This is a genomic window from Camelimonas sp. FR25 (genome assembly GCF_059740505.1).
Window position 1 is genome coordinate 177,590 of record NZ_JCAWFG010000017.1, and the last position, 14,380, is coordinate 191,969.

At 66.2% G+C, this 14,380-nt stretch carries 9 protein-coding genes and 1 tRNA gene; 7 read left to right on the forward strand and 3 right to left on the reverse strand.

Annotated features, from left to right (window positions below):
* The first annotated feature begins 509 nt into the window (after positions 1 to 509).
* Positions 510 to 2,825 carry a lytic transglycosylase domain-containing protein gene (locus AC6A67_RS01770; protein WP_498034802.1) on the forward strand — a complete coding sequence of 772 codons (2,316 nt, stop codon included), beginning with the start codon at positions 510 to 512 and terminating at the stop codon, positions 2,823 to 2,825.
* Positions 2,826 to 3,314: 489 nt separating this feature from the next.
* Here the strand turns inward: AC6A67_RS01770 and AC6A67_RS01775 are convergent, their stop codons facing one another.
* A complete protein-coding gene (locus AC6A67_RS01775; RefSeq protein WP_498034803.1) occupies positions 3,315 to 4,904 on the reverse strand; it encodes a porin in 1,590 nt (529 codons plus the stop codon).
* 727 nt (positions 4,905 to 5,631) lie between these two features.
* On the opposite strand from AC6A67_RS01775, the gene AC6A67_RS01780 reads away from it, so the two are divergent.
* From AC6A67_RS01780 to AC6A67_RS01805, 6 genes are all read left to right on the forward strand, one after another.
* Entirely contained in the window at positions 5,632 to 6,078 is a 447-nt protein-coding gene (locus AC6A67_RS01780; RefSeq protein WP_498034804.1) for an EamA family transporter, read from the forward strand.
* Positions 6,079 to 6,507: 429 nt separating this feature from the next.
* Positions 6,508 to 6,599 (forward strand) — tRNA-Ser (locus AC6A67_RS01785).
* 158 nt (positions 6,600 to 6,757) lie between these two features.
* Complete coding sequence (locus tag AC6A67_RS01790) at positions 6,758 to 7,366, forward strand: tyrosine-type recombinase/integrase (RefSeq protein ID WP_498034805.1); 609 nt, start codon at positions 6,758 to 6,760, stop codon at positions 7,364 to 7,366.
* A 185-nt stretch (positions 7,367 to 7,551) separates the two neighbouring features.
* Entirely contained in the window at positions 7,552 to 9,078 is a 1,527-nt protein-coding gene (istA, locus tag AC6A67_RS01795) for an IS21 family transposase (RefSeq protein WP_498034806.1), read from the forward strand.
* Positions 9,079 to 9,389: 311 nt separating this feature from the next.
* Positions 9,390 to 9,758 carry a hypothetical protein gene (locus tag AC6A67_RS01800; RefSeq protein WP_498034807.1) on the forward strand — a complete coding sequence of 123 codons (369 nt, stop codon included), beginning with the start codon at positions 9,390 to 9,392 and terminating at the stop codon, positions 9,756 to 9,758.
* Between the two features lie 268 nt (positions 9,759 to 10,026).
* Positions 10,027 to 11,307 carry a flavin-dependent oxidoreductase gene (locus AC6A67_RS01805; protein WP_498034808.1) on the forward strand — a complete coding sequence of 427 codons (1,281 nt, stop codon included), beginning with the start codon at positions 10,027 to 10,029 and terminating at the stop codon, positions 11,305 to 11,307.
* Between the two features lie 60 nt (positions 11,308 to 11,367).
* Here AC6A67_RS01805 and AC6A67_RS01810 read toward each other — a convergent pair whose 3' ends face one another.
* Both AC6A67_RS01810 and AC6A67_RS01815 read right to left on the reverse strand, forming a co-directional pair.
* Entirely contained in the window at positions 11,368 to 12,861 is a 1,494-nt protein-coding gene (locus AC6A67_RS01810) for a UdgX family uracil-DNA binding protein (protein WP_498034809.1), read from the reverse strand.
* Entirely contained in the window at positions 12,861 to 14,093 is a 1,233-nt protein-coding gene (locus AC6A67_RS01815) for a putative DNA modification/repair radical SAM protein (protein WP_498034810.1), read from the reverse strand. Before AC6A67_RS01815 ends, AC6A67_RS01810 begins: the two co-directional genes overlap by 1 nt.
* Between the last annotated feature and the right edge of the window lie 287 nt (positions 14,094 to 14,380).

A 14,380-nucleotide genomic window follows, 5' to 3' on the forward strand; every position in this document is an offset into this window, starting at 1 on the left:
CCGGATCTCGCGCCCGACTGATGACGTATTTCCGATCTACCGCTGACGTAGCGCCAGCGGTGACATGTCATCCCCCTGGCTCATACGCCGACTGACACACATAGCTGCTCTTTTCACCTCATGAAAGGGCGTGAATGACCGAGCCCCAGGAAATCCGCAAGACCACAGCCCCTGGCCCAGCCGCTGGCCATGATGGGGTTCCTGCGTCAGGCGCCGGTCGCCATGGGGTCCACCCGCGCAAGGCCGATGCGCCTGAGGCTCTGGCCGCCCCCCTGCCACATGGTGAGGACGCCCGGACAGACCAGACGCCGCCCCCTCAACAGCTGGACATCCATGGCGCGGCGCGTGGCTCTGCGCACAGTAGCGTCCCGGACGGAGCCAGGGAGAAACCCGCCGCGCCCGCTGCCGCGAGCCATGCCAAAGGCCAGGCGGCGCCGCCGCAGCAGCCCGCCGCTCCGCCCCCCCAGGCTGCGACCGCGATGGACGCCGCGACTGGACGCGCCGGTCGAATGCGCCGTGGCTGGGCGATCGGCGGCTGCGTCTCCCTCGCCGTGGCGCTACTCGGCGTCGGGGCAGCGCACCATTATGGCTTCACGCCCGGCGGCGCCCATCTTTGGCTGCCAGCTGCGTGGCGGCCCGCTCCAGCCCCAACGCCAGCGCCAGTGCAGGCGGTTCAACCGCACCGCGTCGGCGACAAGGATTCCGCAGGTCCGAACGCATCGCTCCCGACGCCAGCGGGGGCGCTGACCCCGCCGTCTGCGCCGGCGGCGTTGAGCGATCCACAGCTCACAGTCAATGACCGGCCGGTGGCGCCGCCCCCGACAGGGGTGGCGTTGGCCCCATTGCGTGAGGCGCTATCCGCCTATCGCAGCGGCGATGTCGGCAAGGGCGACGCAGCGGCGGCGCGCTTGCGCGATCCGGCGGCGCGGGCGCTGCTCGAATGGACCGCCATTCGCTATGCCGGCGCCACACTCGATTTCGCCCGGATCAACCGCTTCCTGACGCAATATCCTGACTGGCCGTCGCTGCAGATCGTCCGCCGCCAGGCAGAATACGCGCTGATGCGGCAGAAGGCCGGACCAGATGCAGTCATCCGCTTCTTCGGCGATCGTCAGCCAGAAACGCCGCATGGCGTGCTGCTGCTGGCCGGTGCGCGCCAGGCGCGCGGCGACGCAGCCGCCGCCAGGGAGCTCATCGTGCAGATGTGGCGCGATGACGCCCTGCCCGCTGCGCTGGAGAATCGCGTCGTCGAGCAGTTCGGCGCCGCCCTCAGCCAGACCGAGCATCGCAACCGCATGGAGCACTTCCTGCTGCGTGAGGACTGGGCCGCAGCCCTGCGCGCCGCGACGCGGGCCGGGCCAGACTACGTCAGGCTGGCGCGGGCGCGCACGGCCGTCGCGCAGGCCCGCACACCTGGCAAGGCGGCGGAGACGGCGCTGAACGCCACGCCCGAGGCGCTCCGCAAGGATGTGTCATGGCGGCTGTCGCGGGCGATGTACCTGCGCAAGCGCGACGACAATGATGGGGCCCGCGCCATTCTGCTGGCGACGCCGGCCAGCGAGCTGGCCGTCGATGGCGGAGACGGCTGGTGGATCGAACGGCGCATCCTGGCGCGTCGTTACCTCGACGCCGGCAAGCCGGACATCGCCTACCAGCTGGTCAATCAGCATGGCGCCGAACGCGACGCCCTGAAGATCGAGGCTGAGTTCCACGCTGGCTGGATCGCCCTGCGCTATCTCGACAGGCCGAAGCTGGCCCTGGCGCATTTCGAGGTGGCGGCGGGGATCGCCGGCACCCCGGTGTCGCTGGCGCGCACCTTTTACTGGCGCGGGCGCGCCCAGGAAGCCCTTGGCGATGACAACGCCGCCCGGGCCGATTATGAAGCCGCCGCCCGCCATGGCGAGACCTTTTATGGCCAGGCGGCGCGCATCAAGCTGGGCGACCGCAGCCCCTTGATCACGGCCCAGCCTGCCCCGCCTGCCGATGGTCTGGATCGCCTCGCCGTGCGCGCCGTGCGCCTGCTGCACGAGGCGGACGCCGATGATATGGCTGGGCCGCTGTATCTGGGCGTGGCTCGCACCGAGGTAGATGCCGGCGTCGTGGACCTGCTGGCTCGCCTCGCCGCCAATCGCGACGATGCCCGCGCCATGGTCAATATCGGCAAAGCGGCGATGCAACGTGGCCTGCCCCTCGCCGACGCCGCCTGGCCGGTGCAGGGCGCGCCGCAGTTCACGCCCACCCGCAATGACGTTGAGCGGTCACTGGTGCTGGCCATCGCCCGTCAGGAAAGCGTGTTTGACCCCGCCGCCATGTCATCGGCCGGGGCGCGCGGACTGATGCAATTGATGCCGGCGACGGCGCAGCGCACCGCCGCAAGCGCGGGCAAGGACTTTGACCTTGGCCGCCTGACCACGGACGCCGCTTATAACGCCACGCTCGGCGCGCACCATGTTGGCGAACTGCTTGACGACTGGCGCGGCTCCTACATATTGAGCATCGCCGCCTATAACGCTGGCGGCGGCAATGTCCGTAAATGGCTGCAAAGCCACGGCGACCCGCGCGACGCCGCCGTTGACCCAATCGACTGGATCGAGCTGATCCCTTTCAGCGAAACCCGCAATTACGTGCAGCGGGTGCTGGAAAATCTGCAGGTGTATCGCCAGCGCCTGCAGCCCGGCGCGCCCATGCAGCTGGCTGACGACCTGCGACGTGGTGTGAGCCGCCGCAGCGTCGCCGTCACGCCGCCGTCGCAGCAGCAGGTCGGCCCGAACGGCGCGGGCCGCACCGCCAGCATGCCAGAGCCGCCAGCGAGCCGCACGGACTAGGCGAGACGCCCTGGACGCATATGTGGGGAGGCCTTCCAGAGAAGGCGCCTTCCCGCGCGGTGCGCCCTGCGCGGGGCAAGCTTACGGCGCCCACTACCTTCAGCTGTGGCGCCCGGCCCTTTAGCTGCATTGCTCACCTGCAGATGTCGGAACAAGCTCGCCGCTGCAGGCAGTCACTCTGCTTCTCAAAGCGCAATGTGCAGGTGGGCGCCGGGCTGACACTGGGGCGGCCTGATGCGACCATTCATGCCTGCTCTTTCGCCCAACAGGCTTCAATAGCAGGAATAACAATAATTTAATCTATTACTTCAATAGCTTAACATAAATTTCCAACAAACAACAACAGATGTAGATAGCCCGTACAGGGCTCTCTGGGTGCGTATGGCCGCCCACTGCGGAATCCACAGTTGGCACGCCGTCTGCATACTGCCAGATCACAAAAAAAGGCCCCGGCTTGCGCCGGGGCCTCTGTTGTCAAACTGACAGGTATCAGAACGAGCGGTCGATGCGGATACGGGTCAGGACGTTGTCGTCATAGCCAGCGGTCTTGCCGGTGAGCGTGCCATAACGGTTGTTGTCGATGACGCGGCCCTTCGGATCGATGCGCGAGTAGAGAACTTCGACGCCGAAGTCGAGATCCTTAACCGGCGACCAGACGATGTTGGCGAGACCAACGAACTGGCTGTAGTCCTTGAAGGCGACGTTGTACGGCTGGTTCGAGATGTTGCCCAGCGGACCGTTGATACGGGCGCCCGACGGGAACTTGACCTGGCCGTAGGTGGCCACGAAGCCAGAACGCAGCTGAGGGGTCCAGTAGTGCAGGAACGCTGCAGCAACCGACCAGGCTTCGGTCTGCTTGATGTCGCCGGTGACCGGGTCGAGGTAACCGTCGACCTTGTACACGCCGAAGCGCGAACCGCCGCCGATGCCGCCCTGAACGGCCGAGTCATGACCGACCGGAGCCGACATGCCGGTGTAGGACATGGCGCCCTTGGCGTAAGCAGCCTGCAGCCACAGGGCGTCGCCCGGAGCAAGGAACGGCAGGTTGAACTTCACGCCGCCCTGGATGGCGTAGCCCCACTTGGCTTCCGGACGGGTAGCGTAGCCACCGTTGGTCACGCCGCCAGCGAAGTTGCCGACTGCGATCTGGTGCGTGGCGACCGACAGCTGTGCCGAGCCCCAACCCTGATCGACGCGCAGATTGGCGACGAAGTCCGGAACGTTCAGGCGCTGCTCGATCGGAATATTGGCGTAGCCAACCGGATTGCCAGCAGCGTCATAGGTGGTGATCGGAGCGGTGAACGAGCAGCCAATCACGCCGCCGTTGACGCAGATCGCGTTCGGAGCGCCGCTGATCAGACCGGTGACCGCAGAGGTGACGACAGCCTGACCCTGGGCCGCGTTGAACGCGCCAGCGCCGAAGAACAGCGGGTTACGACGGAAGGTCGGGTCTTCCATCGAGAACGTGGCGCTGAAGCCGCCGCCGAACTTGGCGGTGTAGGCGAGCAGGTTGGTCGAAGAGGCGTTCGAGGTGATCGAGAAGTTCGTCAGCTCGATGTCGGTCATGTAGAAGTCGTAGAAGGACGACGAACGACCAGCGGTCAGGCCAGCGAACTGGATGAACGCCTTGTCAACTTCGACGTACTTGTACGCGCGGTTGTAGGTGTCGACGCCAGTGGCGTTGAAGCTCGACGGGCCATGGTTACGCAGGGTGCCCGAGGCGCCGTGCTGCTGGCCGGTGCGGCTGGCGATGTCGAAGCGCACGAACGTACGGATCGTGCCCCACTCGCTGGCGGTACGACCGTCGACCTGGATACGGCCGGCGACCATGAAGTTGGACTTGTCGTGGCCCTGGATCGAGCGCCACTGGCCGACCTGGTAGCCGAACGACACGCGGCCGCCGATGCGGATGCAGGTGTCGGTGCCCGGGATGTAGAAGAAGCCAACGCCGTGGGTGGCGCAAACTTTGACGTATTCCACAGGAGCGGACTTGGTGGCGGGAAGATCCGCCGCCTGAGCGCCGGCGACTGCCAGGAAACCGGCTGCCGAGCCGAGCAGAAGGCTCTTTGCGAGCTTCATGTTAAACCTCCAGATTTGAGACCCCATGGGAAGTGGAACATCCACCCCTGCCGTGGCAGGGATCGATCCCCTGTTCCTCTCCGCCGCTTTGTCTCCGCCCCCGTCTGGCGAACCAGAACAATGGAGACGCGCGGCGCAAGAAACTTCCCACTGACCGGAACAATATCGTTACAGATGATCCGATCAACCATCAGCCGCAGGCCGAGAACGTCTGTGACGGGCTTTTGGCAGGGGATGTGGCCCAAATGACACGAACTGACCGCCGACAGGCCGGTTTTCGCCTGTTTTGTTTAGGCGCCTTTAACTAGAACCGCGCAGGTCCACAGCACACACCGACGTTCGCCCGCCCAATTGCCGATGAAACGTCGTGAATCAGAGATGAATCAACAACCGCCAAATTAATCTAAATTGACTAGTTATAGCGGCGTGTTACGACACTGTTGTGTCATCGTGCTGCGCCGCGACACGCGTTGGTTGACCGCGCCGGCGCACAGCCAATGCAGTTTTGCCAGCGCAGCTTTGCCCATGCAGCTTCGCCAATGCAGGATTGCCCAGCTGGTCTGCCCCCCCGGAAGGCGGCTTAGCGCCTGGCAGCCAATGTGCAAGGGCAAGGCGTGCGGCGAGGCGTGCTGCAAGACGTGCGGCAAGGCTGCCGCATTCACCGCCACAAGGGTGTATTGTCAGCCGCAGCGCCGCACCCGGGCGCGCCTAAAGCGGATCACCTTCCATGTTCAGCCTGTTTCAGGGAGGCGCGGCGCCATGGCTTGGCTGGGCGCTGCTCTCAGCAGCCTTCGCCGCCCTCACCGCCATCTTCTCCAAGGTGGGCGTCAGCGCCATCCATTCCGATCTCGCCACCTTCATCCGAACCATCGTCATCCTCGTGGTCGCCGGATTAATGGTCAGCCTCAATGACGCGTGGCGCGCGCCGGCGTCGATACCGGCGCGTACATGGCTGTTCCTGACCCTGTCGGGCGTCGCCACCGGCCTGTCATGGCTATGTTACTTCCGCGCCCTGCAGGCAGGCCCGGCGTCGCTGGTGGCGCCAATCGACAAACTCAGCGTCGTGCTCACCGCCATCTTCGCCGTCAGCTTTCTCGGCGAGCGCATGTCGGCCAAGGCCATCATCGGCGTGGCGTTGATCACCATCGGCGTGGTGATGACGACACTCAAATAGCCGGCGCACCCCCTCCCGCCCTGTCGCCGCTGTGACGCGCCGCCGGGAAATTGCACCGCGTCTGCTGGCGACCGGGGCCTGGGCGGGGCGCGATGGCTTACAGCGTTCTCCCGCCGCTGCTCTCGCTGCCATCATTGGAAGCTGTTTCGGGCCATCGCGCCCGCCGCACACTATGAAGCCAGCCGTCGCCGATTCCCCGCCCTGCCGCTGCGCCGCAGCCGGACGGCCTGACAGTTCGCCGCCGCCAATCGACCGGGCCTCGCAGCATGCAGGGCCGCATTTCGCCAAATCTTCAGATCACGCAGAACGATGGCTCGTTGGCCGGCTCGAACGACCAGACGCCGCCATCCACAATCCCCATTGAATTTTTCCGGGCCCGCGCTTTGCCATTGACCTGCCCGGCGGCAGCGACTATCCCAAGCGTCGTACGGAGACGTGGCCGAGAGGCTGAAGGCACTCGTTTGCTAAATGAGCAAGCCTGGAAACGGGCTTCAAGGGTTCGAATCCCTTCGTCTCCGCCACCCCCCTTTTTCCCCCTGTTTCATCCTGTGTCGGTTTGACGCTTAGACCCCTTGATTTACAAAGGGTTTCACGCGCTAGCTGTATCTGCCTGTCGCACGGCGCTCCCGCCAAACGCGACGAGAGCATTAGGATATCCATTAGGATACAGGATGGGGCGATGGCTGAGATCAACCGCCTGAATGCACGGCAGGTAGCGGCGTTGAGGGCACCGGGGCGGTACGCCGACGGTGCCGGTCTCTATCTCCGAGTGACGCCGAAGCAGCGGGTCTGGTCCTTCATGTTCCGCTGGGCGGGACGGCAGGCGGAGATCAGCCTTGGAAACCCGGATCGGGTCTCACTCGCAGAAGCTCGCCGTAAAGCTGAAGCCGCCCGCCGTAAGGTCGCCGATGGCATCCATCCCGGCGCTGACAAGAAGCACGAGGCTGCGAAGACGACGCCGACCTTCGGCGAGGTCGCCGACGAGTATCTCGCCTCCCTGTCGCCAAGCTGGAAAAACGACAAACACCGGGACCAGTGGCATATGACGTTGGGCCGGACGCGGGACGATGCAGGCGACCTCACCGGCAAGGGCTATTGCCTGAGCCTCGCCGACAAGGCCGTTGATGCGATCACGGTCGATGTCGTGCTGGCCGAACTCAAGCCGATCTGGTCGACGAAAGCCGAGACTGCATCGCGCATCCGTGGGCGCATCGAGGCAGTCCTTGACGCCGCCAAGGCGCGGGGCCTCCGCTCAGGCGGTAGATTCCTGGCGATGGCGCCCCCCTAAAACGAGATGATGGCGCCCCTCTATTCCTGGATGATCCCGCCCCCCGATTCCTGGATGATGGCGCCCCCCATTCCTGGATGATCCCGCCCGGGTCATTTCGATGGTGAGACGGTTCCCGCTGGCATGTTCACACTCGCTCCCCTGGTCACCCTCGGGAGCAAACGATGCCAGCGGAGCGACTTTCCATGCGCAAGGCGCGCGACATCATTCGACTGAACTTCTCGTCTCTCTCGGCGCATGAAATTGCCCGACGGCTCGCCATGGCGCGATCGAGCGTGCGAGAGACCCTGCAAAGGGCCGAGAGCGCAGGTCTGTCATGGGAGCAGGTCGAGGCGCTCAGTGACGATGCGCTGGAAAGCGCCCTGTACGCCAACCGCCGCAGCAAACGGGGACACCGGCGCATCGCCGAGCCGGATTGGGGCAACGTTCACCGTGAGCTGAAGCGCAAGCACGTCACCCTGACCATCCTGTGGGATGAATACATCGCTGAGAACCCGGGCGGTTATAGCTACTCCCGCTATTGCGATCTCTACCGGACCTTCGCGAGAAAAGTGTCGGTGACCATGCGGCAGACCTATGCCGCCGGCGAGCGGCTGTTCGTCGACTATGCGGGCGATACCGTGCCCGTCCTCATCGACAGGCTCACCGGAGAGATCCGTGCGGCCCAAATCTTTGTCGCCGTTCTGGGCGCGTCGAGCTTTACATTTGCCTGCGCCAGCTGGACCCAAATGCTGCCCGACTGGATTGACGGCCATGTCCGCGCCTTCTCGGCAATGGGCGGCGCTCCTGACCTGCTCGTCCCCGACAACACCCGAACTGCAGTCATCAAGGCGTGTCTTTACGATCCACAGGTCAACCGGACCTACGCTGAGATGGCCGCGCACTATGGGAGCGCCATTCTGCCGGCCCGCCCGCGCAAACCCCGCGACAAGGCCAAGGTTGAGCGGGCGGTGCTGATCATCGAGCGCTGGCTTCTGGGTCGGCTGCGCCGGCAAACCTTCACCAGCCTTGCCGAACTGAACGCCGCCATCGCCGAAATGCTGAGGGTTCTCAATGACGAGCGGACCATCCGCCGCCTCGGCGTCACCCGCCGACAGCTGTTCGAAGACATTGACCGGCCCGCGCTCAGACCCCTGCCGTCTGAACCCTATGTCTTCGCGCAATGGAAAGCGTGCCGCGTTGGCGTCGACTACCACGTCGAGATCGCCGGGCACTACTACTCGGCGCCCCATCAACTGGCCCGGGCCGAGGTCGATGCACGCCTCACGGCCCGTACCGTCGAGATATTCCACCGGGGCCAGCGGATCGCCACCCATCTTCGCATGAGCGGCAATCACGGCCATACCACGGTGGCCGACCACATGCCCTCAAGCCACAGACGCTACCGGAACTGGACCATCGACAGGATCCGGAGCGATGCCCGACGGATAGGCCCCTCTACAGCAGCGCTGTGCGAGCAGATCATCGAACAGCGTCCTCATCCCGAGCAGGGCTTCCGCGCCTGTCTGGGCATTGTCCGTCTGGCGCATTCCTACGGCGGGGCTCGCGTGGAGGCGGCGGCGGAACGCGCCATCGACATCGGCGCACGCACCTACTCCTCCGTCAAATCGATCCTCGACAACAAGCTTGATCGTCACCCCGCCGAAAAGCGGGCTGCGGAGGCTCCGACGATCCTGCACGCCAATATCCGCGGCCCGCGCTACTACAACTAGGAGGCAGCCTTAGGCTTTACCCCTGCCTCACCGCCTCTTCCGCGACCAGGCGCCGCCTCCACGCCTGGCCGGCGCCGACTGCATGGCGCCGCCTCGTTTGACCGGTGCGTCCCACCTCGCCACCCGTCCCAAGCTGGCAAAAGCTCTGCAACCACCTTGACGGAGGTCGCATCGCCGATGACCCTGACGGCCGACGCAGGAACACGCCGGCCGCAAATGCAGGTCGTCTTGATGGGCGTTTTTGGGAGGCGTTTTGGGGGGCGTGCCGGTGCGACATGCGGGCGCCTTGCGAAGGGCTTGGGGGGAACAGCATGAGTGGGGACGGAGGCCCGGCGCGCCACAAGCGCTTGCTGGCGTGGATTACCTTTGGTCTTGTCATCTTCCTGCTGGCGCTGGGCGCGGTGTGGCATGGGCTGACAGCAGAGGTGGCGCAGCGCATTGGACGCGACGTTATCGATCGTGCCGGCGGACCGATGTGGTTTCGCTTCCTGCTTCAGCCAGCCATGGGGGTGCTGGCGGCCTTTTATGACGGCATGGCCGATGCGCGCGCCGGCCGCGTCAGTTTTGTCTGGAGCCTGCTGCGGCAGCGGGCCGGACGCGGCGACAAAATCCATGGCGCGCTGCTGGCCACCTCGCGTCTGACATTGATCGCGCTGGCCATGGATCTGGTTTACCAATGACGGGTGCTGGACACCTTCTATCCCGGAGAGGCGGCGCTGACGGCCCTGCTGCTGGCGGTGGCGCCCTATCTGCTGCTGCGCGGCCCCATCGCACGCATCGCCAGCATAACCGGGGCCACGCCGCCGGCCGTTGGCCTAAGTCCGGCGCTGGCGCATACAGATGCGGCCGCGCAGGCAGTGGACTTGGCGACGGACAGGCCGGACAACCAGGCTAGCGCGCAAACTGGCGCGCGGGCGCAGGACTGACCAACCGATCACGGAGAGCACCATGACCACGCCCCGCATCCTCATAGCCGGCGGCGGCATCGGCGGCCTTGTGCTGGCCTTGACCCTGCACCAGATCGGCGTGTCCTGTCGCGTGCTGGAAAGCGTAGGCGAACTCAAGCCGCTGGGCGTCGGCATCAATCTGCAGCCCAACGCTGTCCGCGAACTGCTCGACATGGGCGTCAGCGAAGCCGAACTTGACGAGGTGGGGACCCCGGCGCGCGAATGGGCCCTTGTGGGGCTGAATGGCCGCGAGATCTATGCCGAGCCGCGCGGGCGCTTCGCCGGCTATCACTGGCCGCAATACGCCGTGCACCGCGGCGCCTTTCACATGCTGCTGTTACGCAAGGTGATTGAGCGACTGGGGCCTGGGGCGGTGCTCACCGGCCATCGCGTCACCGGCTATAGGCTGAATCCGCAAGGCGGCGTCAGCGTCGAGGTCGATACTCCCGGCGGCCGCGTGACCATGGACGCCGAGCTGCTGATCGGCGCCGATGGCATTCACTCGGCGGTGCGGGCGCAGATGCACCCCGGCCAGCCGCCGATCCACTGGGGCGGCGCCATCATGTGGCGCGGCGTCGCCCGCGCACGGCCGATGCGCACCGCCTCGTCGTTTATTGGGCTCGGCACGAGCCAGCGGCGGGTGGTGATGTATCCGATCTCGGCGCCTGACGCCGATGGCTTCGTGGCGCTGAACTGGATCGCCGAGCAGACCTTTGACCAGAGCCATGACTGGGGCCGCGCGGGCTGGTTCCGCAGCGTCGCAGTCAGCGACTTCGCCCATCTGTTTGCCGACTTCGTCTATGACTGGCTCGACCTGCCGCAATTGCTGGCCCAGAGCCCGACGGCCTATGAGAACCCGATGATCGACCGCGATCCGATCCCGTTCTGGGTCGATGGTTCGGTCGCGCTGATCGGCGACGCCGCGCACCCCATGTATCCCACCGGCTCCAATGGCGCCTCGCAGGCGATCATCGACGCGCGCGTGCTTGGCCGGGCCATGCTCGACCACGGCGTCGGCGCCGAAGCCCTCGCCGCCTATGATGCGCAATTATGCGCGCCGCTCGGGGCGGTGGCGCTGCGCAATCGCGGCGCTGGCCCGTTCGGCCTGCTGGCCATGGTGGAACAACGCTGCGGCGGGGTGTTCGACGACATCAACACAGTGATCCCGGCGGATGAGCGCGCCGCCTTCATGCTGGCCTATCAACGCGCCGCCGGCTTCGCCCGCGACCAGCTCAACGCCGCGCCGCCCACCATCCCTGCGGGCGCGCGCGTTTCGGCCTGAGCAGGCTGACCAGCGGCTGAGCCCTGGAAACGGATGCGTCAGCATCTTCGCGGCCTGGCCTCACGGCCTGATGGCATGCCCCCCGACGCCGCCCCGACGGATGATCTCGCCAGCCAGCCGCAGATCGTCGTGGAGCTCACGGCGCAATTGCGCCTGCCGCGCCGCCGGGGCGCGCAGAATAAAGCTGGGGTGCCAGCTGAGCAGCACCGGCCCGCCCTCGCGGGCCCGCTCCAGCCGCCCACGACGCGCGGATAATGGGGCGTCGTCGCCGGTCAGCGCATAGGCCGCCGAGCGGCCCAGCGACAGGGTCAGTTTCGGCGCGATGAACTGACGCTCCAGGTCGAGCCACCAGCGGCACATGTCGATCTCGGCGCGATTGGGGCTCTGGTGCAGGCGCGCCTTGCCCTGTGGTTTGAATTTGAAGTGCTTCACCGCATTGGTCAGCCATGCAGGGCCAGGATCGGCCTCCACCATCAACTCGCGCAGCAGGGCGCCCGCCGGACCGACGAAGGGCCTGCCCTGCAGATCCTCGCGATCGCCGGGCTGCTCGCCGACGATCATCAGAGGCGCGTCAGCATCGCCCTCACCCCACACGGTCTGGGTGGCGGCCGTGCACAGCTGGCAGCGGGCGCAGCGCCGGGCGGCCTGCGCGGCGGCATCGAGGCTTTGCGGCGCAGCTTCGGCAGCCTCGGCGGCAGGCTGGCCCGCTGCGCCGCGCGCCAATATGCGCTCGGCGAAGGCCGGCGGCGGCTCGGGCATGGCGGCGCGCATGCGGGCCACCCGCGCATCAGCGGCTGCCAGCATCTCTGGAATCAGCCTGGTTTCCGGCAGGTTCTTCCAGTATTTCAGCGGCATCTCCGAGCGCATGGCCGACAGCTTGATGCGCGCCGGATTGAAAATATTGGCGAAATAGGCGCCCCACAATTCTTCCGACGCGTCCGGCGGCAGATCAGGCCGGGCGACGGCGGGGCCAATGCTCAGCACGCCATTGTCATGGCGCGCCGTGCCGAACGGCGTGGCGATCAGCCAGTCCATGTCGGCGAAACGTTTGGCGAAGAAGGGCGTCGCCACCTCAACGATGCGGTGCTCCGGCTCGAACCACGCCACGAAGCAGCGCCGCCCGCCCTCGGCCGCCGGCGCTTCGCGAAAGCGGACGAAGGCGTGCATCTTGTGGATGTCGCGACGCACCGCCTTAGACAGCGCCGCGATGCGTCGCGTCAGCGGATCGGCGGGATTGGACCAGGCGCGCGCATCACGCTGGTGACGGTACAGCGCCGCATACAGAAGGCCGGGTGTCTCAGGGTCACGATGGCACAGCGCCGTGCCCGCCTCGGCGATGAATGGCGCCGGCGCCTTGACCGGATGCGGCCCCTCTCCCAGCGGCAGCGGCGTGCGGGCGAACAGATCGCCGCTGTCATCGCCTGCCCCGTCCATATCGGCGTCCACCACGCGCCACACCACCTCGGCGGGGGCGATATGATGCGAGGCGAGGCTGCGGGCGATGCGCCGCCAGACCTGCGCCGTGCCCTGGGCGGGCAGATCGGCGCGATACATCAGAACAGGCTCAGCTGTTGCGGCGCGGGGGCAAAGCGGGCGCGCAGGCTGGCGCTGTCGGTCAGCCCGCCTGGGCGCCAGTCGGGCAGCACGATGAAAGGGCGGGCCCGGTTCATCGCCGCCCCCAGCCGCAACAGATCGGCGAAGCGCACCGGCCCCGAGCGGCGCGCCTGCAGGATGCGCTGCACGGTGCGGGCGCCGACGCCAGGGATACGCAACAGCATCTCCCTGGGGGCCCGGTTGACGTCGACGGGGAAACTGTCGCGATGCGCCAGCGCCCACGCCAGCTTGGGATCGATGTCGAGATCAAGCAGGCCGCCAGGCTGGCCTGCGGTGATCTCATCGGCGGAGAAATCATAAAACCGCATTAGCCAGTCGGCCTGATACAGCCGGTGCTCGCGCAGCAAGGGCGGCTTGATCAATGGCAGATTGGCGCTGGCGTGCGGGATTGGGCTGAAGGCGGAAAAATACACCCGCTTCAGGCCATAGCCGGAATAGAGATTGGCCGATGTGGCGAGGATTTGCCGGTCGCTGGAGCCATCGGCGCCGATGATCATCTGCGTCGACTGCCCCGCAGGCGCGAATTTCGCCGCCCTTTTGCCGGTGAAGCTGCGCTCACGCGAAGCTTCGCGCGCGAGGCGCACATCCGCCATGGCGGCGCGAATGGTCTCGGGCCGCTTCTCCGGCGCGAAATGCCGGATGCTGGCGTCCTGGGGGAGTTCGATATTGATCGACAGCCGGTCGGCGAACAGCCCGGCCTCATTGATCAGCTCCGGCGCGGCGTCCGGAATGGTCTTGAGGTGAATATAGCCCTTGAAGCCATGTCCCAGCCGCAGGGTGCGCGCCACCCGCACCATGTCGGCCATGGTCTGGTCGGAACTGCGGATGATGCCCGACGACAGGAACAGGCCTTCGATGTAATTGCGCCGGTAGAACTCCAGCGTCAGGCTGACGATCTCCTCCGGCGTAAACCGCGCCCGCTCCACCCGGCTGCTCACCCGGTTGACGCAATAGGCACAATCGAAAATGCAGAAATTGGTCATCAGGATCTTGAGCAGGCTGATGCAGCGGCCATCAGGCGTATAGGCGTGGCAGATGCCCGTGCCGCCAGCGCTGCCAATGCCGCCCTGGCGCGAGTCGCGCCGCTCCGTGCCGCTCGAAGCGCAGGAGGCGTCGTATTTTGCGGCGTCCGACAGGATCGCCAGCTTTTGTTTCAGACTAAGCGCAGCCATTGGAACAAAATAAGAACATTCGTGACATTCCTCAAGCGCCTTTGCTGCGGCGCCGCAGCGCAGCGCCGTAATGCCCTTGCGGCAGGGCGCATGGCGCGTCGCTCTATCTACGTGAGGCATAGGCAGCTGGATCACCGCGCCAGGCTGAGGCGGACGCAGTCGGGACCTGTCGCGCGGCGCGCGATCTGGTGTAGGCTGCGCGCAACAAGGGCGCGGCGTCTGACCACCACGGCGAGAACCGCAAGAGTGGGCGCCGCGATCCTTGACGACAGGCGCGCCGCAAAGGC

Coding starts and splice junctions, on each gene's coding strand:
- AC6A67_RS01770 (WP_498034802.1), top strand. CDS start 510: ATGCGCCGTGGCTGGGCGATCGGCGGCTGCGTCTCCCTCGCCGTGGCG.
- AC6A67_RS01775 (WP_498034803.1), bottom strand. CDS start 4,904: ATGAAGCTCGCAAAGAGCCTTCTGCTCGGCTCGGCAGCCGGTTTCCTG.
- AC6A67_RS01780 (WP_498034804.1), top strand. CDS start 5,632: ATGTTCAGCCTGTTTCAGGGAGGCGCGGCGCCATGGCTTGGCTGGGCG.
- AC6A67_RS01790 (WP_498034805.1), top strand. CDS start 6,758: ATGGCTGAGATCAACCGCCTGAATGCACGGCAGGTAGCGGCGTTGAGG.
- istA (WP_498034806.1), top strand. CDS start 7,552: ATGCGCAAGGCGCGCGACATCATTCGACTGAACTTCTCGTCTCTCTCG.
- AC6A67_RS01800 (WP_498034807.1), top strand. CDS start 9,390: ATGAGTGGGGACGGAGGCCCGGCGCGCCACAAGCGCTTGCTGGCGTGG.
- AC6A67_RS01805 (WP_498034808.1), top strand. CDS start 10,027: ATGACCACGCCCCGCATCCTCATAGCCGGCGGCGGCATCGGCGGCCTT.
- AC6A67_RS01810 (WP_498034809.1), bottom strand. CDS start 12,861: ATGTATCGCGCCGATCTGCCCGCCCAGGGCACGGCGCAGGTCTGGCGG.
- AC6A67_RS01815 (WP_498034810.1), bottom strand. CDS start 14,093: ATGGCTGCGCTTAGTCTGAAACAAAAGCTGGCGATCCTGTCGGACGCC.